Raw genomic sequence first — 16,989 nt, forward strand, 5'->3', positions numbered from 1 at the left:
CGTGTAGGCGACAAGCTTTACCCACTTGCGGTGCTGAAACTCTGGAACCAACTCATCTAGCCAAGGGTATCGTTTTTCGGCTGCCTGCCAGATTAGACGGTCAGCAAAGTAAGCCGCCCTCGAGTTTTAACTGACGTGGTAGCGGCCAACGTGGTCCGGCATGCAGCTACGTTGAGCACTGGGCTGAAATAGATAAAGAAGTACGCCTCGCCAGTGATGCTTACCTCGGCTGCTCCTAGAAACGCTGCGCCCCACTATATTGCATAGAGTAAGGAAGCCGCTACCAGAGCGTGTTGACAATTCGGGGTAGTTGAGTAAAAACAGATAGTGCGCTAAAGATAAGCCGAATTGGAAGTCGCGTTCAAATTGGTGCAGGGAGCAGTAGCCAGCGCGGAATGGCGCCGGTCAATATTAAAATTAGGTATCGAGGTAGTAAGTGAACTCTAGCTGGGCCTCTTCGATACTAGCAAACGCGCCGCCGTGAGGCAACAATTCCATTTTGGATATGCTCCACTCAGCCTTGGATTGAGCATCATACGCAAGGGTTGCCCGGCTGGCTATAGCTAGGACTTGTTAACAGTGGGTATTAATTTGGGGCATGGAAACGATGCTCACCGATGCACAATGGGCGCGGATTGCGCCACTGTTGCCGGGGCGGCCGGGCACGAGCGGTGGGCGCGGGCGCGACAACCGCCAGTTCGTGGAAGCGGTGCTCTGGCTGGCCCGCAACGGGGCACGGTGGCGGGCCCTGCCCACGGAGCGGGGTAACTGGCACACGACGTACACCCGCTTCCAGCGCTGGGCCGCCTCGGGCGTGTGGCAACGCGTGTTCGACGCCGTGCAGGAGGAAGCCGCCCTGCACACGCTCTTGGTCAATTCCACTACGGTGCGGGTACACCAGCACGCGAGCGGCGCGCGCAAAAAAACGGACCGCAGGCCCTCGGCCGCAGCCGCGGCGGGCTGACGTGCAAGCTGCACGTGGCCGCCGATGCCCGCGGCCGGCCCGTGCGCTGCCGCCTGACCGCCGGCCACCGCCACGATGCGCCACAGGCCTTGCCGCTGCTCGAGGGATTGGCCCCGGCGTACCTGGTGGCCGACCGGGGCTACGATTCCGACCCGTTGGTGGCCGCCCGCGGCACCTGCGCCGTGATTCCGCCCCGGCGCAAGCGCCACCACCCGCGGGCCTACCACGCGGCCCGTTACGCCCAGCGTCACCCGGTCGAACGGCTTTTCAGCCGCCTCAAGCAGTTTCGCCGCGTGGCCACGCGCTACGACAAGTTGGACAGGCATTTTCTAGCGTTTATTCATTTAGCAGCAACCGTCCTCTGGTTGCGCGATTGTTAACACTTCCTAGCCAGTTTCTGGGCTTTTTCGATGCACACCGCGCTGGTGTATTGGCTGCCGCAGTCGGCGTAGACAATGAGGCCCGGAGCCGGTTGGCGCAACGTCAGAGCCTGCTGCAGGGCGGTGAGCACTAATTCAGTGAGCATATCTGCTAGTTGAGGTGCCAGCCGACTACGCGCCGCAAATAGGTATCACGCCAAGTTGCCAGATAACACTAGCATCCGCCCACCAGAGGCAGGTAAGTGATGTCCCCACCCATACTTAATTCGGGGTGGTAGGGGCAGGTTCACCGAGCCGCATGCTTTCCGCCGCGGTAGCTGCTGGGTCGGCCACGGTGGTACGGAGGCGCTATAGCCGTGTGTTGAGCGCGCAAGCCACGCCGGCGCAGCTAGGTGCGCAAGGAATAACGCCCGACGGCGTATCCTTCAGAGCGTAATTCTGCCCACAAGCAGCGGGTGTTTTAGCGCTAGACGTAGCGTAAAAAGGTGGCGGTGGCCGCCGACTCCCAACTAGGCAGTGGGCACGCTGCTCGGCACCGCCACTGACAATAGTCTGCGACACTGGCTTCTAGCCCGCGACAGAGCACCGGCTCGGTAGCCGATGCTTGCTTGATGAATTGGTAACGGCTCATGAATGAGGCGGTTGCGCAAAGATGGTCATGACTTTTAAAATATTATGTTCTTGCTCCATACGTTTGAGCTCGGCGCGCAAGCGCTTAATTCCTTCGCGCTACGCACTAATAGGCACGGCTTCGGCTAAGGCCTGCCGCTGTCAGAAGCCCATCAAGGAGGGTGACAGGCCCTAAGTGCGGGCCACGTCGGTCTGCCGGGTAATAGCGGCCACCTGGCGTACGCACTCAGCTTTAAAGGCAGGCGTATATTTTTTGCGGGTCAGTGGCAAGCCGCTCGGAAGTATTTTGTCGTTGTCGGGCATGGGCAGTGGAAGGCGAAACTTCCCACTGTCTGTTTTTACTCGACCACCCCAAGAAAATAACTTACCAATGCTAAGCGACTTAGAACTTATGTGAGAAAGTAAACTACTTGTGCGTGGAAAGGAGCGCATCTAGTGGCTAAATTTGACCCTGCTATCACTCTTACTTAATTTTATGGAGCAACAACACCGCAAGGTTTCAGTCCGGTTATACGAAATAGACTTGTTGCGCTTTCTTGCTGCATTGGCTGTTGTTTTCTTTCACTATACACATTGCGGTTACGAGGAGGGAAACCTTAGTCCTATTCCTTTTCTGGAACTATCCCCTATTACGAAATACGGTTATCTAGGCGTAGAACTTTTCTTCATTATAAGCGGCTACGTTGTTTTACTCAGTGCGCAAGGTAAGACGGTACGGCAGTTTTTTCTTTCCCGTATCATACGCCTTTTTCCTGCCTTCTGGGTAGCCTGTACCCTCACGTTTGTAGTTCAAAAAATTTGGGGCCCTGGACCGACCGACATCCATATGTCACCTCTCCTTACTGCTAATATATCCCACTATCTTTATAACATGACTATGTTATATGATTTTTTTGGGATACCTGCACTGGATGGTTCGTACTGGTCATTAACTACGGAGATAACGTTCTATTTTTTAGTTTCGCTTTTAATAAGCTATAAGCTGGTACACCGTATTGATTTTGTTTTAATAGCTTGGTTAGGGTTAGTAATGTTGCCAGGCTGGAACAAAGGTTTTGGACCTTTTGCCTTTCTATTTATCATTGGCTACGCGCCCTACTTCATAGCAGGTATGTTATTTTACCTGATACAGCAACCCGGTGGGCGTACTTGGTTTCGTTACGTGCTCTTAGGTGTAGCGTACATCCTAGCAATCCGAACCGGTTTCAGCAAAGCAGCAGTATTAACTACTACCTATCATGGGGTATTATCGCGAGGAGTAGTCATAACAGTTATTACATGTTTTTTTCTGCTGTTTCTATTGATTACGCTAGGTAAAACTGATTTAAGTCGCCTTACTTGGTTGAGTTGGCTTGGTTCCCTCACGTACCCGCTGTACTTGGTGCACGGTAGTATTGGCTTCATCATCTTTCATCGAGTAGGGCATTTGATGAATAAATATATACTGCTTGTAGCGACCCTAGGGCTTATGCTAATGGTTGCATATCTAATCCATGTATTAATAGAAAAGCGCTATAGTAAGAAATTAGGAACACAGGTAGCGAAGTTGCTTACCTATTTCGATGTATAAGCTACCTGTGAATAACAGTAGCCTTTTTTGCCCATAGAAAGGGGAACTCAATCTCTCAGGCGTTATACATTCTGTTAAGGGCACATCCTGCGTAAGCTCCCCGCATGTAGGCAATTGCTTTCTTTTTCTTGCGTCAGTTGCTGGTCATAAACCGGATTCGTTTAGTATTTGAGTATATTATTTGAGGTGGTCTAGCAGAAACGGACAGCGAGAAGTCTTAACTTCCCCTGCCCATGCCCGAGAAGAAACCAGTTGACGGCCAATCCGTCACTCGCAAGAAATACACGCCCGCTTTCAAAGCTGAGTGCGTTCATTAAGTAGCCGCCGGCGCGCGGCAAACGGATGTAGCCCGTGCCCAGGGCATCTCGCCCGCCCTCCTGGGCCGCTGGCAGCGGTCGGCCTTGGAGCAAGCCGTACCCAGCAGCACCGAGCGGGAGGAAATCCAGCGCTTACGTGCCGAACTCAAGCGCGTGGAAATTGAGCGCGAAGCGGTGACCATCTTTGCACAGCCTCAACTATGAGCAAGTACGTGTTTATCAGCACACAGCTAGACACCTGGACGCTTACTGACCTGTGCTGGGTACTAGGCGTGAGCCGCAATGGCTACCACCAGTGGCGGGCAGCCAGTCCGCCACTAGCCCCCACCTAGCAGCCCGCCGCCCAGCAGGCGTTTATGCGCCATGCCAAGCGGTATGGCACCCGCCGCCTGCGGTCCGAGTTACGGGCCGAGGGCCATTAGGTAGGGCGTTACGCGCTGCGTAGTTCGTAGTTGGCTGCGGGCCAGCGGGCAGCGGGCGCTCAGCACCCGGCCCCAGCGCCCGCGTACCACCCAGGCCGACCCGGCCGCCGTGGTGGCCGAAAACCGGCTCCTGGGTCAGCCCGCCCCCACTGCCCCCAATCAGGTGTGGGTGGGCGACATCACCTACCTGCCGTTGGTGGGCGGGCGCTGGTGCTACCTGGCCACGTGGCGCGATGCCTGCTCCCGTCGGGTCGTGGGCTGGCACCTGGCTGCGCACATGCCCACCGAACTGGTACTCACGGCCCTGGAACAAGCCTTGACGCTGCGCCAGCCCGGCCCTGGCCTCGTCATTCACGCCGACCGCGGCAGCCAGTACACCAGTCACGCTTGTCGCCAGCGCATCGAAGACGCGGGGGCGCTGGCCAGCTATGCCCGGCCGGGTAACCCCTATGACAACGCCCAAGCCGAAGCCGGCTGGAGCACCCTGAAAACAGAGTTGCTGCCCTACGGCGGGGCCTTTGCCAGCCTCGAAGAGGCTCGACTAAAGTGGCCTATTACCTGGACACCTACTTCAACCTTGACCGCCGCCACTCGGCCCTGGGGTACCGCTCGCCCCACCAGTTTGAAGCTGACCTGTTTCAACACCTACCTTAGCGAACTGTCCGTTTCCAATAGACCACCCCAATTTAAACAGTATCACCATTCCCATATATTGTAGAAACAGGCTTGAAAAATCCGCTATCAGGGCGTGTTGACAATTAGAGCGGCCAGACGAAGGTAGCTGTGTATTGGGCGAAGGACAGGAAAGAGGAGGCGGTTTTGTCGCATCGAGTAGCTAATCGGCGGTAATGTTTGCGGCGGTTAAAAAGCGTTTCACCCTGTTGCGGTCCGACTCGCGGGCGATGCGCTAGTTGCGTTTACTGGGCACGACGGCTACAGCCCGTGCCTGGTTGATAATGGCCAACACGACGCTGAAAGCTAAGCCCGCTAGCAAGTCGGCGGCCACGTTACAATCAACCTGCTAGCCCGGCGTCAGGGCCAAGCGCAACGGGAACGGCCGAGGGCTTCGGTCAGGCCGTTGCTTTTTTTGCCCAGCCGCGTGTTGGTGTGCCCGCACACCGGTTGAGTCGAGCATGGGCCAGGCTATGCCGGGGTCTTGTACGGCCTCGAGTACGCGCTGCCACACGCCTTTTTGCGCCCAGCGGCCGAAACGCCGGTAGACCGTATTCCAAGGGGCGAACCGCTCAGGCAAATCGCACCATAGTGCCCCACTGCGTGCTATCCACAGCACGGCGTTAATAAGTAAGCGGTTGTCGGCCGCTGAGCAGCCCGCGTCCCCAACTTTGCCCAGTAATTATGGGTGCTAAGCGCACCCAGTCAGCATTTTTGAGTACATGTACGTCGCACGACCCGAAGGTCGCTGATTGCCCACACCCTAGTATGAGTGAGAAGCGGCAAGAGAAGCATAGTGCATTCAGCCACGTGTAGAGCGAATTCATTTCGCCGACGTGATAGATGATTATCTTGTCACTATGTACTTCGATTCACAATTATACGGAGCTACTACCCCATTGAGATAGTCTTAGCTAAGCCGAACAGAGTTAGGATGTGGTTTGAAGATGACTTTTAAAGTAATTAGGAGCAAGGTGGCCGCGCGAAGAATAGCGAAGGTCACGGAAAAGCACAAGACAGTTTTGTCCAAATGGCGGGCCGCTTCGATCCACACCGCGCCACATGTACGGGGCGTTGCTGGCGCGCATGTAACTGCACCTGCTGCAAATCATAGAAAAGATGGGTCACAAAAATATAAGTTCATCTATGAAGTATACCCGCCTGGAGCATGAGCAGACCGAGCAGCAGATGCTGGAAGGGTGGGACAATCTCAATTCCAGTAAAATTTAATTCGCACATACCAGCCTGAGTATGTGCGTATGTGCGTAGAAATGTCCGCTCCAGCTAGCGTTATTTCTTTTGAAAAGTTGCGGGCTTCATTTTTTCCGCTACTTTTGCATCGAATTCAACGGCGGGGCAGATGTACTATCGGGTACCCCTCTCTCCGCAGGTTGATTATGAATTAATGATTAAAAGTCATCTGGTCTGTCAGAGTCGATTTTAATTTCTAATTATTAATTCATAATTCTTAATTGTTTTTCGGGGTGTAGCGTAGCCCGGTATCGCGCCTGCTTTGGGAGCAGGAGGCCGCAGGTTCGAATCCTGCCACCCCGACCCGTGCAAAAGCCGGCCGTCCGCCTAGCCGGACGGCCGGCTTTTTGTTTTTGGTCCCGTAGCTCAGCTGGATAGAGCAGCTGCCTTCTAAGCAGCCGGTCATGTGTTCGAATCACATCGGGGTCACGGTAAAACGACAAGGCCCTTAGCTTGCTGCTAAGGGCCTTGTCGTTTTACCGTGAGTAGGCTTTATGAAAAGCCCATTAAAACTGATACACCAGCGCATTAATATTCATACCGGCTCCCACGGAAGCAAACAGCACCACATCACCCGCGTCGATGCGGTGGCCGGGTAGCTGGCCTTTTTGCAGCAAATCGAGTAAGGTAGGGACGGTGGCCACCGAGCTATTGCCTAGCCAGCTAATGGTCATGGGCATCAGTTCCTGATTGGTGCATTCTTCTCCGTATAGCTTGAAGAGGCGCTGCAAAATGGCCACGTCCATCTTCTCGTTGGCCTGATGGATGAGCACCTTGCGTACCCGGCTGAGGGGTACATTGGCTTTCTGCAGGGCAGTTTGAATAACCAGCGGCACGTGTTGCAGCGCAAACTCGTAGAGCCGCCGGCCGTTCATTTTCATATAACGGTCCGGGTCGGTGGCTTTTTCCGGGTTATAGGATTTGCCCATTTGCAGTAGGCTAGCGTACTCATGGGCGTGCGTTTGGGTGTGATGGGCCAAAATACCAACACCTTCCTGCGCAGTGGCTTCCAGAATAACCGCTCCGCTACCGTCGCTGAAGAGCATAGTATCCCGATCGTGCGGATCTACGATGCGGGACAGGGTTTCAGTGCCAATAACCAAGCAGCGGCGGGCATCACCTGAACGGATATAGTAGCTGGCTTGCACCAGGGCTTCCAGCCAGCCGGGGCAACCAAAGGCCATATCGTAGGCCACGCAATCGGGGTTGCGAATGGTCAGCCGGGCCTTGATGCGTGAAGCCAGTGACGGCACCATATCTACGCGGTTGCTGCCCGCTACTACATCCCCAAAATTGTGGGCAACAATGATGTAGTCAAGCGTTTCTGGGTCGATGCCGGAGCTGGTGAGAGCATCCTGCGCAGCTAGAAAGCCCAGGTCAGATGCCGTGTGGTCGGAATGAGCGTAGCGCCGGGCCTGGATGCCAGTAATGGCGCTGAATTTTTCCAGAATAGTGGCTGGGGCCTGCTGTATTTCGGTGCCTTCGGCCGAAAAAAAACGAGTTGCTAGGAAATCCTGGTTGTCAACGACCGTGTCCGGGATATAGCTGCCCGTTGCTGCAATGATGGATCGGATCATTGAGATAGGAGGGATGTAATGACTACCAAGGGTAGGCAGTGTATTGCTTGAAAACCCATAGATACCACTTATTGTTGAGCCCCTAACCGGATTTACTATTATTTCTTGCGAAAACAGGTAGGGTAACGCCTCGTAGCTGAAAGTCGGCTATGATACCAAGCAGCCAAAACACACGGCAGTAGGAAACTGCGTTTGGCAAGCTAGCGTGACCAACAAAAAAGCAGTATTCGCTCAGGAAATGGCTGGTAGTAATACGTATCCGATAACTGCCTACCCTTTCTCATCACGATTTACTCCCGCCCATGTCCTCCCCATTTCTCTTCGCCACTGGCATTGAAAACAGCAACCCCACTATCCAGAATGGAAAAGAACGAGTAGATGAGCTGGAAAAATGCGGCCACTACAAGCATTGGCGCACCGATTTTGACTTGGTGCAGGAGCTGGGTATTTCATTTCTGCGCTATGGCCCACCCATTCACACCACGTTTCTAGGGCCAGGCAAGTACGACTGGTCGTTTGCGGATGAAACTTTTGGGGAGCTGCGGCGGCGCGATATTGTGCCCATCGTAGACCTGTGTCACTTCGGTGTGCCCGACTGGGTAGGGAATTTTCAGAACCAGGATTTTCCATCCCTTTTCGCGCAGTATGCGCGGGCCTTTGCCGAGCGTTTTCCGTGGGTGCAACTCTACACGCCGGTAAACGAAATGTATATCTGCGCCGAGTTTTCGGCCCTCTACGGGTGGTGGAACGAGCAGCTGGCCAGCGACCAAGCTTTCGTAACAGCTCTCAAATACATTGTGAAAGCTAATGTGCTGGCGATGCAGGCCATTCTGGAAGTGCGCCCCGATGCGCTGTTTGTCCAGAGCGAGTCGTCGGAATATTTCCACGCCGAAAACCCTGCCGCCATCAAACCCGCCGAGCTATTGAACGCCAAACGGTTTTTATCGCTGGATTTGAACTATGGGCGGCGGGTAGACTCCGAGATGTACGAATACCTGCTCGACAACGGCATGACGCGAGAGGAATACCACTTCTTTTTGAAGAACAACCTCAAGCACCATTGCATTATGGGCAACGACTACTACAAAACCAACGAGCACCGCGTGCGCGCCGATGGTAGCACCACCGCATCGGGGGAGGTATTTGGCTACCACGTCATCACTCGGCAGTACCACGACCGGTACCGTCTCCCCGTCATGCACACCGAAACCAACCTGTGGCAGGGTCCCAACGGCGACGAAGCCGTGCACTGGCTCTGGAAGGAGTGGGCCAACGTGCTGCGCGTGCGCAACGACGGCGTGCCTATTGTGGGCTTCACTTGGTACTCCCTCACCGATCAGGTAGACTGGGACACTGCCCTGCGCGAAAACAACGGCCACGTGAACCCGTTGGGCCTCTACGACCTGGACCGCAACATCCGACCGGTAGGGGAGGCCTACAAGCAGCTCATCCACGACTGGCGCCAGGTGCTACCTGCCCAAAGCGTGTGCTTGCAGGTGCCTATCATCATGCCCAGCGAAAGCAACGAGCAATGGGCCAACAAAAAGAAAAAACAGGCCAGACAAGCACAACAAGATAAATCGGCCGCGCCAGCCAACACACCTTCCGCGGAACCGTAGTACTGTTGAGTTTCCCCTCCTGTTTCTTCCTAGATACGAACTTAGTACAGTATGCGATTTGAAAATAAAGTAGCGCTGGTAACCGGCGGCGACGGCGGCATTGGGCTGGCCGTGGCCAAGCGTCTGGCTTCGGAAGGCGCCTGCCTGGTGCTGGTAGGTCTTGACAATAAGAAGCTAAAAGCTGCCGCGAAGCTGGTGACGGATGCCGGTGCCCCCGATGTGTGGACCAGCGTATGCGATGTAGCCAAGGAAAAGAAGGTAGAAGCCACAGTAGCCGGTACACTGAAGCACTTCGGAAGGCTGGATATTGTCGTGAATAACGCTGGCCTGATGGACTTCAAGCCCCTGGAAGAACTCACTGGTGCCGACTGGATGCGCGTATTGAATGTGGACCTGCTCGGCACGTTTTACTTCACTAAACAGGCCTTTTTGCACATGCCTCGGGGCGGTGCCATTGTCAATGTATCCAGCATTCACGCCATCGAAACCAGTCCGTTAGTGGCACCTTATGCGGCGGCTAAGGCGGCGGTGCTGTCGCTCACGCGCTCCTCGGCGCTGGAAGGACAGCCCAAGAACATCCGGGTAAATTCCGTGCTGCCGGGCGCTATCGATACGCCCATGCTCTGGGACAATCCCAACATCAAGAGTGGGGTAGAAAAAATCGACAAAGCTAATGTAGGCAAGCCCGAAGACGTGGCCGCCGCCATTGCCTACCTCGCCTCCGACGATTCCGCATTTATACAAGGTGCCCTGCTCCGCGTAGATGGTGGCCGCTTGGCGCAGTTGTAAGCCAGCACATATAAACGAGAAGCCCCGTTGCTACCTTATGTAGCAACGGGGCTTCTCGTTTGCGAGAGGGTAGGGAATTAGAAAATAGAGGCAAAGCCCTGGCAGGCACTCACCCAGGCATAGCCATAGCAGCGCGATTCTTCCTGCGCCTGCAATGCCTGCTGCTTTCGTAGGCGCTCTGCTTTGTGGAGCTGGTGCACCGTGGTGAGCAGCGACGAGCGATGCCATTTCAGGGACAGAATGCGCCGAACCTTTGTGGGTCGGCCAGCAAGCGCGAGTAGAGTAGCCATGGCAGTTGGAGCTTGGTGAGATGCTTAATATAGTGCTATAGATTTATAATTGCAAGCCGTATGGTGCGTTCTTACCCATTGCTAGGTACTGCGAAGCACTGCTCTTCCTCAAAAAAAGTCGACAGTAGGTAGCCCTGGAAATGCTGAATTTAATGGCCACGTTTGTGGGCCGCAAACCGGGCGAAAACTGGCAAAAACCGGATAAAATCGGTATCTTTGTATACTAAATTTTGCGCTGAAATAACAAGCGACACATGAGCGAAACCACCGAAAATAAAGTCCCCGCCGAGTACTCCGCGGATAGCATTCAAGTACTCGAAGGACTCGAAGCCGTGCGCAAGCGCCCGGCCATGTACATTGGCGATATTGGTATAAAAGGCCTGCACCATTTGGTGTGGGAGGTAGTAGATAACTCTATTGATGAGGCCCTGGCCGGCTATTGCGACCGGATTGAGGTAACCATCAACGAAAACAACTCCATCACCGTGCGCGACAACGGCCGCGGTATTCCGGTGGATTTTCACCAGAAAGAAGGCCGCTCGGCCCTGGAGGTGGTAATGACCGTGCTGCACGCCGGCGGCAAGTTCGACAAGGACAGCTACAAGGTGTCGGGTGGTTTGCACGGGGTAGGGGTAAGCTGCGTGAACGCACTCAGCCAGGACCTGAAAGTGACCGTGCGCCGCAAGGGCAAGGTATACGAGCAGGAGTATAAAATCGGCTTCCCGCAATACCCTGTGAAGGAGGTAGGCGAAACCGACGAGCACGGCACCCAGGTAGACTTCCTACCCGATAACACCATTTTCACCGAGTCGGTCTACAAGTACGAAACTATTGCTGGCCGTCTGCGTGAGCTGGCCTACCTCAACAAAGGCATCCGCATTGTACTGACGGACCGCCGCGAGCCGCAGGAAGATGGCAGCTTCTTGGGTGAGGAGTTTTTCTCTGAAGGCGGCCTGAGCGAGTTTGTGCAGTACCTCGACAACGGCCGGACCGTGCTTATGCCCCGCCCCATTCACGTGGAAAGCGAGAAGGGTGGCACCCCGGTAGAAGTAGCGTTGCAGTACAACGATTCCTACCAGGAGCACATCTTCAGCTACGTCAACAACATCAACACCCACGAGGGTGGCACGCACGTGGCCGGCTTCCGGGCGGCTCTCACGCGCACGCTCAAAGCGTACGCCGATAAATCGGGTATGCTGGAGAAGGCCAAGGTGGAGATTCAGGGCGACGACTTCCGCGAGGGCCTCACGGCCGTGATTTCCGTGAAAGTGCAGGAGCCGCAGTTCGAGGGTCAGACCAAAACCAAGCTTGGCAACTCCGATGTGAGCGGCGCCGTGAACACGGTGGTAGGCGAAATTCTGAACCAGTTTCTGGAAGAAAACCCCAAGGAAGCCCGCATCATCATCGAAAAGGTGATTCTGGCGGCTAAGGCGCGCATTGCGGCCCGTAAGGCCCGCGAAATGGTGCAGCGCAAAACCGTGCTGGGCTCTACGGCTCTACCCGGCAAGCTGGCCGACTGCTCTGAGACGGATCCTGCTATCTGCGAACTGTATTTGGTGGAGGGCGACTCGGCTGGCGGCACCGCCAAGCAGGGCCGCAACCGGGGCTTCCAGGCTATTCTGCCGCTGCGCGGTAAAATCCTGAACGTGGAGAAGGCGCAGGAGCACCACATCTACGAAAACCAGGAAATCCGGAACATGATTACGGCCCTGGGCGTGAGCATGGAGAAGAAGGTGAGCGAAGACGACGGCACCACCAACAGCTCCTTGAACACCGACAAGCTGCGCTACCACAAGGTCATCATCATGACCGACGCCGACATCGACGGCTCGCACATCCGCACGCTGATCCTGACGTTCTTCTTCCGCTACATGCGCGAGCTGGTGGACCGCGGCTACATCTACATTGCCCTGCCCCCACTCTACCTCGTGAAGAAAGGCAAGGAAGAGCGCTACTGCTGGACCGAGCAGGAACGCATGGATGCCCAGGAAGAAATGGGCAAAGGCAAACCCGAATCGGTGAACGTGCAGCGCTACAAGGGCTTGGGCGAGATGAACGCCGAGCAGCTCTGGGAAACCACCATGCAGCCCGAAACCCGTTCTCTGAAGCAGGTAACCGTGGAGTCGGCCGCTGAGGCCGACCACCTGTTCTCCATGCTGATGGGCGACGAGGTAGGCCCCCGCCGCGAGTTCATCGAAAAGAACGCCAAGTACGCCAAGCTGGACGTCTAGGACCACAGATTCGCTCGGATTGTAGCGGATTACACGGATTTTGTAGACGATTCTACCTTATTCCTTATGAAAACGCCGCCCAATTTTGGGCGGCGTTTTTCTTTGGCAGGATGCGCGGCTTCCTTGGTACGGCGGGGGCTAGTGGCCGCAGCCGTTCCGCCCAGAAACCCACTAACACAGTGCAGTAGGTAGCGTAGATCCTCAGGAGGCTATACTTATATTGTCATCTAAGTCAATGTAAGATAAGAGTGCGTGTAGCACGGTGTGCATGACGGCGCGGGCGGCTTAGTAGGCGGGGGTAGGGGTAGGGGTAGGGGTAGGGGTAGGGGTAGGGGTAGGGGTAGGGCGGGCCAGGATTTCCCAGTCGTGTAACAGGGTTTTGGCGGTAATGGTGGGGTAGGGCTGCGTCGGCGTAGCGGTTGGTTGGCGTAAAAGTGCGGCACCAAGGCGTCAAACCGTGTCGTTTTGGCGCAACAGGGATATTTTCTTTTCGTTTCTAGTTCTAGCGGAACGAGTAGAAGCCGCTAACTTGCCAAACCGCAGGCCGCGCAGCGGATATCGTTCACGAAATCCGTGCAATCCGCCACATTCCGCGCCCATCCGTGTTCCTATGAAACTCTTCAAATCTTCCGACCTCATCCGCAAAAGCAAGTACATTAGCCGCGACCTGAGCTGGCTGCGCTTCAATTACCGCGTGCTCGATCAAGCTAAGGATACGTCACGCACGCTCTTCGACCGCCTGAAATTCCTGGCTATCACGTCCAGCAACCTCGACGAATTCTTCATGATCCGGGTAGGGTCGCTGTATAACTACCTTGATTACGGCAAGGAGCGCATCGACTACTCGGGTCTGCGCGAGCTACCGTTTCGGCGCAAGCTGTTGGACTTTGCCCACCGCTTCGTGAACGACCAGTCGCTCACTTTCTTGAATGAGCTGAAGCCCCTGTTCGACAAAAATGGGTTCAGCATTCTGAAAATGGAGGACCTGACGGAAACCGAGTTGAAGAAGGCCGAGGGCTACTTCAAAAACACGGTGTTTCCGCTGCTCACGCCCATGGTGTACGACTCCTACCACGGCTTCCCGATGATGATGAACCAGATGCTCATCTTCGGAGTAGTGACGCGGGCGGGCAGCGGCAGTCTGGGCGACGGCGACCTGGAAAAAGGCCAGGAGCGCCTCACTTTCGTGCAGATTCCGCAGAACCTGGCGCGCTTCTTCGAGCTGTCGCGCAAGGATAAGGTGCTGTTTGTACCCATCGAGGAGATTGTGCGGGCCAACCTGCCCAAACTGTTTCGCAACGTAGATATTCTGGCAGCCAGCCTGTTCCGCATCACCCGCAATGGCGACTTTACCCTGGAAGAGTCAGACGACATCGACGTGGACTTCATCAAAGAAATTCAGTCGGGCCTGAAGACGCGCAAGAAGGGTAGGGTGGTGCGCCTGGAAATTGAGCAGAACGCCTCGCCGGTGCTCCTGAACGTGCTGAAGGAGCGCTGGAAGATTGACAACGGCAACGTGTTCGTTATCAATTCGATGATGGATATGAAGGGCCTGTTTCAGATTCTGAAGCACCCCAACTTCCGTGGCAAGGCGGCCCGCATGCCGGCGGCGGTGCCCCCACTCAGCCTACCCGAAGGCGCCGAGGAAAACCTGTTTGAGTACCTTAAGCACTACGACGTGCTGCTGCACCACCCCTACAACAGCATCGAGCCGATGGTGCGGCTGCTGGAGCAGGCGGCCGAGGACCCCTACGTGCTGGGTATCAAGCAAACCATCTACCGCCTGGCCGAGGATTCGCGGGTGTCGGCAGCCCTGCTGAAGGCGGCCGAGAACGGCAAGCACGTGTCGGTGCTGTTTGAGGTGAAGGCGCGCTTCGATGAGGAGCGCAACATCCGCGAGGGCGCCAAGCTGGAAAAGGCCGGTTGCTTCGTGATTTATGGGGTAGGGAAGTACAAGACCCACACCAAGATGCTGCAAATCATCCGCAAAGAGGGCGAAAAGGTAACGCGCTACGTGCACATCGGCTCAGGCAACTACAACGAGCAAACCTCGCGCCTGTACACCGACGTGAGCATGCTGACTACCAACGACGTGTACGGCCACGACGTGTCGGAATTCTTCAACGTCATCACCGGCCACTCCCAGCCCGACGACTACGAGTACCTCATCACGGCGCCTAAAGACATGCGCCAGCAGCTCATCCACCTGATTCGGGAAGAGGTGAAGAACGCCAAGAAGGGCCTACCCAGCGGCATTGTCATGAAAATGAACTCCTTGGAAGACAAGGAGATAATAGATGAATTCTATAAGGCCAGCAAGGCCGGCGTGCCCATTCGCTTCATCGTGCGTGGCATCTGCTGCCTGCGGCCGGGTAGGGTAGGGCTGAGCGAGAACATTGAGGTGCGCAGCATTGTGGGTGACTACCTGGAGCACTCGCGCCTGTTCTACTTCCACCAGGCCGGGCAACCCAAAGTGTATGCTGGCTCGGCCGATATTATGGTCCGCTCCTTCGATCGGCGTATTGAGGCACTGTTCCTGATTGTGAATCCGCAGCTCAAGCGCGAGGCCATCAGCATTTTGATGATGAACCTGTTGGACAACCAGAACTCCTACCTCATGCGCGAGGACGGGGCCTACATCCGCCTCAAACCCGGCCCAGACGAAGCAGCCATCGACATTCACCGCGCCTTCTACCAACCCGACGTAGAGTTGCTCGCCAACGCCACGCCCGAAGGCCTGCTGGAGCTACTGGACCACCAGCGTCGCCGCACGGAGCAAGCTGTGGCTGCCGCTCAACAAGCTGCTGTGGCTGGCACAGCCCCTGAGGTACCCGCCGACGAGCTACTCGACCCCTTGGCCGTAGCCGCCCTGGGCGAAGAAGAGTGTGATGCTGAGGAATCGGAAGAAATGCTGGAAACGCCCAACCACCACCTGGGGCCAAGTAAGGACTAGGTGGTGAGATGGTGAGTGGTGAGATGGTGAGTTTGTGAATGCAAAAGCGTCTGTCATCTTGAGCTTGCGAAGGACCTTATGCCCGCAGAACGAGTCGTTGCTACGCCTATCGTTCAAACGGGATAAGGCCCTTCGCAAGCTCAAGATGACAGACGCTTTTGCATTCATAAACTCACCATCTCACCACTCACCATCTCACCACTCACCATCTCACCACTCACCATCTCACCACTTACTCCGTCGTCGGATTGTTCTGTAAGTTGGGGAAGGGCATGCGGCCGGAATGGTTGGCGGCGGGGCGGATTTCCTCGAAGTGGTCCTCAAAGAGCGTCTGCATCATGCCGTCTTTTAGGCCAATGTCAGGTACCTGCATGGTCTTGATATTGGCCCATTCCATGGCCGAGAGGTAGATGTTGCCGGCGGGTAGGATAACGTCGGCGCGGTCGGGATTGAGCATGGCCACGTTCACGCGTTGGTCCATGGTCATGGCTTCGAGGCCGCGCAGGGTAGCGGCAATAGTTTTGCGAGTGATGGGCGTGCCAGGCGCGGGCTTGCTCATGTTGTAGATCTTGCCAATGTTGCCGCCCGTGCCAATAGCCCGCGTTACGTGGTAGCGCCGTGCATTCTCGCGTACCCAGGCTTCCATCCGGTCCCAAGTGCTTTCCAAAGCGGTACCATCGGCGCCTTGCTCGGCCTGCTGCATGCGCCGGATCGAGCCTACTTCAAAGGACTGCGAAGCTACCTTGTGGCGGTCGTGGTAGATGTTGAACTCGGTGCTGCCGCCACCTACATCAATGTGCAGGTAGTGCTTTTTGTCCTCCAGCAGGTGCTCCATTACACGGTTGATGTAGGCGGCTTCGGCCTGACCGTCAATCACCTGTATTTCGAGCCCCAGCTCCTGACGCACCCGCTCCACAATGCCGGGGGCGTTGGTGGCAGTACGCATGGCTGAGGTGGCGCAAATAAGGTGGTGGTTGACGTCGTGCACCTCCATCAGCAGCTTCAACGAGTGCAGAAACTTCACGAACTTCTCCTCCTTGGGCGCCGAAATCTGGCCGGTGGCAAATACGTCCTCCCCCAAGCGCATGGGGTAGCGCACATACTCCACGCGCTTCAGCCGAAACTGGCCTTCGTAGAGCAAAACTGCCGAAATCTGGCAACGGACGGCGTTGGAGCCAATATCAATAGCGGCCAGTTTCAGCAGCGGATATTCCATAAGGAAGGGGAAACGTGAGAGAAAAGTGCTCAAATATAGCCGGACGAAGTAGAGACACAATATTTTGTGTCTCGTCGTTGGCGCTGTTGGCTGTGAGTTGGGAAGTGA

The 16,989-nt window shown here is 55.7% G+C and carries 13 protein-coding genes, 2 tRNA genes and 3 pseudogenes; 11 read left to right on the forward strand and 7 right to left on the reverse strand.

Going from position 1 to position 16,989, the window contains the following annotated elements; all coding sequences use genetic code 11:
• Positions 1 to 607 precede the first annotated feature (607 nt).
• A pseudogene (locus H8B15_RS00630) lies at positions 608 to 1,344 on the forward strand (IS5 family transposase).
• Here the strand turns inward: H8B15_RS00630 and H8B15_RS00635 are convergent.
• A complete protein-coding gene (locus H8B15_RS00635; protein WP_187317725.1) occupies positions 1,341 to 1,490 on the reverse strand; it encodes a hypothetical protein in 150 nt (49 codons plus the stop codon). The pseudogene H8B15_RS00630 and the gene H8B15_RS00635 sit on opposite strands and share 4 nt — an antisense overlap.
• 655 nt (positions 1,491 to 2,145) lie before the next feature.
• Positions 2,146 to 2,277 (reverse strand): hypothetical protein, encoded by a 132-nt coding sequence (locus H8B15_RS21135; RefSeq protein WP_281383852.1) that lies wholly within the window; start codon positions 2,275 to 2,277, stop codon positions 2,146 to 2,148.
• A 172-nt stretch (positions 2,278 to 2,449) separates the two neighbouring features.
• Here H8B15_RS21135 and H8B15_RS00640 point away from each other — a divergent pair, with 172 nt between their 5' ends.
• The 4 genes and pseudogenes from H8B15_RS00640 to H8B15_RS00650 form a co-directional block, all read left to right on the forward strand.
• A complete protein-coding gene (locus H8B15_RS00640; protein WP_187317726.1) occupies positions 2,450 to 3,544 on the forward strand; it encodes an acyltransferase family protein in 1,095 nt (364 codons plus the stop codon).
• Positions 3,545 to 3,876: 332 nt separating this feature from the next.
• A pseudogene (locus tag H8B15_RS21335) lies at positions 3,877 to 4,065 on the forward strand (hypothetical protein); the annotation flags it as partial.
• The gene (locus tag H8B15_RS21140) at positions 4,062 to 4,193 is read left to right on the forward strand and encodes a hypothetical protein (protein ID WP_281383853.1); all 132 of its coding nucleotides are present in this window, start codon (positions 4,062 to 4,064) and stop codon (positions 4,191 to 4,193) included. The pseudogene H8B15_RS21335 and the gene H8B15_RS21140, both read left to right, overlap by 4 nt.
• A gap of 109 nt (positions 4,194 to 4,302) precedes the next feature.
• Positions 4,303 to 5,001, forward strand: a pseudogene (locus tag H8B15_RS00650) (IS3 family transposase); the annotation flags it as partial.
• A gap of 303 nt (positions 5,002 to 5,304) precedes the next feature.
• On the opposite strand, the gene H8B15_RS00655 reads toward H8B15_RS00650, so the two are convergent.
• Positions 5,305 to 5,634, reverse strand: coding sequence for a transposase (locus H8B15_RS00655; RefSeq protein WP_281383862.1), 330 nt, complete (start codon positions 5,632 to 5,634; stop codon positions 5,305 to 5,307).
• An 801-nt stretch (positions 5,635 to 6,435) separates the two neighbouring features.
• Between H8B15_RS00655 and H8B15_RS00660 the strand changes: the two genes are divergently transcribed.
• A tRNA-Pro gene (locus H8B15_RS00660) sits at positions 6,436 to 6,509 on the forward strand.
• A gap of 52 nt (positions 6,510 to 6,561) precedes the next feature.
• Positions 6,562 to 6,635 (forward strand) — tRNA-Arg (locus H8B15_RS00665).
• 77 nt (positions 6,636 to 6,712) lie between these two features.
• On the opposite strand, the gene H8B15_RS00670 is transcribed toward H8B15_RS00665, so the two are convergent.
• Positions 6,713 to 7,783: a 3-oxoacyl-ACP synthase III family protein gene (locus H8B15_RS00670; protein ID WP_187317728.1), complete on the reverse strand. Its 1,071-nt coding sequence runs from the start codon at positions 7,781 to 7,783 to the stop codon at positions 6,713 to 6,715.
• Positions 7,784 to 8,085: 302 nt separating this feature from the next.
• Here H8B15_RS00670 and H8B15_RS00675 point away from each other — a divergent pair, with 302 nt between their 5' ends.
• Both H8B15_RS00675 and H8B15_RS00680 read left to right on the forward strand, forming a co-directional pair.
• On the forward strand, positions 8,086 to 9,402 hold the full coding sequence (locus tag H8B15_RS00675) for a family 1 glycosylhydrolase (protein ID WP_187317729.1): 1,317 nt from the start codon (positions 8,086 to 8,088) through the stop codon (positions 9,400 to 9,402).
• A 51-nt stretch (positions 9,403 to 9,453) separates the two neighbouring features.
• Positions 9,454 to 10,191 (forward strand): SDR family NAD(P)-dependent oxidoreductase, encoded by a 738-nt coding sequence (locus H8B15_RS00680; RefSeq protein WP_187317730.1) that lies wholly within the window; start codon positions 9,454 to 9,456, stop codon positions 10,189 to 10,191.
• 77 nt (positions 10,192 to 10,268) lie between these two features.
• On the opposite strand, the gene H8B15_RS00685 is transcribed toward H8B15_RS00680, so the two are convergent.
• A complete protein-coding gene (locus H8B15_RS00685) occupies positions 10,269 to 10,481 on the reverse strand; it encodes a hypothetical protein (protein WP_187317731.1) in 213 nt (70 codons plus the stop codon).
• Positions 10,482 to 10,735: 254 nt separating this feature from the next.
• Here H8B15_RS00685 and gyrB point away from each other — a divergent pair, with 254 nt between their 5' ends.
• Complete coding sequence (gyrB, locus tag H8B15_RS00690) at positions 10,736 to 12,712, forward strand: DNA topoisomerase (ATP-hydrolyzing) subunit B (protein ID WP_187317732.1); 1,977 nt, start codon at positions 10,736 to 10,738, stop codon at positions 12,710 to 12,712.
• Between the two features lie 232 nt (positions 12,713 to 12,944).
• Here gyrB and H8B15_RS21145 read toward each other — a convergent pair whose 3' ends face one another.
• Positions 12,945 to 13,166 carry a hypothetical protein gene (locus tag H8B15_RS21145; protein ID WP_187317733.1) on the reverse strand — a complete coding sequence of 74 codons (222 nt, stop codon included), beginning with the start codon at positions 13,164 to 13,166 and terminating at the stop codon, positions 12,945 to 12,947.
• Between the two features lie 156 nt (positions 13,167 to 13,322).
• Here H8B15_RS21145 and ppk1 point away from each other — a divergent pair, with 156 nt between their 5' ends.
• The gene (gene ppk1, locus H8B15_RS00700) at positions 13,323 to 15,665 is read left to right on the forward strand and encodes a polyphosphate kinase 1 (protein ID WP_187317734.1); all 2,343 of its coding nucleotides are present in this window, start codon (positions 13,323 to 13,325) and stop codon (positions 15,663 to 15,665) included.
• Between the two features lie 232 nt (positions 15,666 to 15,897).
• On the opposite strand, the gene H8B15_RS00705 is transcribed toward ppk1, so the two are convergent.
• Positions 15,898 to 16,881, reverse strand: a complete 984-nt coding sequence (locus H8B15_RS00705; protein ID WP_187317735.1) for a Ppx/GppA phosphatase family protein — start codon at positions 16,879 to 16,881, stop codon at positions 15,898 to 15,900.
• Positions 16,882 to 16,989: the final 108 nt, after the last annotated feature.

The organism is Hymenobacter citatus (assembly GCF_014333615.1).
Lineage (GTDB): Bacteria > Bacteroidota > Bacteroidia > Cytophagales > Hymenobacteraceae > Hymenobacter > Hymenobacter citatus.

What these genes read in the sequence shown, in the direction of transcription:
- ppk1 (WP_187317734.1), top strand. Translation starts at nt 13,323, where the DNA reads ATGAAACTCTTCAAATCTTCCGACCTCATCCGCAAAAGCAAGTACATT.
- H8B15_RS00680 (WP_187317730.1), top strand. Translation starts at nt 9,454, where the DNA reads ATGCGATTTGAAAATAAAGTAGCGCTGGTAACCGGCGGCGACGGCGGC.
- H8B15_RS00705 (WP_187317735.1), bottom strand. Translation starts at nt 16,881, where the DNA reads ATGGAATATCCGCTGCTGAAACTGGCCGCTATTGATATTGGCTCCAAC.
- H8B15_RS21135 (WP_281383852.1), bottom strand. Translation starts at nt 2,277, where the DNA reads ATGCCCGACAACGACAAAATACTTCCGAGCGGCTTGCCACTGACCCGC.
- H8B15_RS00635 (WP_187317725.1), bottom strand. Translation starts at nt 1,490, where the DNA reads ATGCTCACTGAATTAGTGCTCACCGCCCTGCAGCAGGCTCTGACGTTG.
- H8B15_RS00640 (WP_187317726.1), top strand. Translation starts at nt 2,450, where the DNA reads ATGGAGCAACAACACCGCAAGGTTTCAGTCCGGTTATACGAAATAGAC.
- H8B15_RS00675 (WP_187317729.1), top strand. Translation starts at nt 8,086, where the DNA reads ATGTCCTCCCCATTTCTCTTCGCCACTGGCATTGAAAACAGCAACCCC.
- H8B15_RS00685 (WP_187317731.1), bottom strand. Translation starts at nt 10,481, where the DNA reads ATGGCTACTCTACTCGCGCTTGCTGGCCGACCCACAAAGGTTCGGCGC.
- H8B15_RS21140 (WP_281383853.1), top strand. Translation starts at nt 4,062, where the DNA reads ATGAGCAAGTACGTGTTTATCAGCACACAGCTAGACACCTGGACGCTT.
- H8B15_RS00670 (WP_187317728.1), bottom strand. Translation starts at nt 7,783, where the DNA reads ATGATCCGATCCATCATTGCAGCAACGGGCAGCTATATCCCGGACACG.
- gyrB (WP_187317732.1), top strand. Translation starts at nt 10,736, where the DNA reads ATGAGCGAAACCACCGAAAATAAAGTCCCCGCCGAGTACTCCGCGGAT.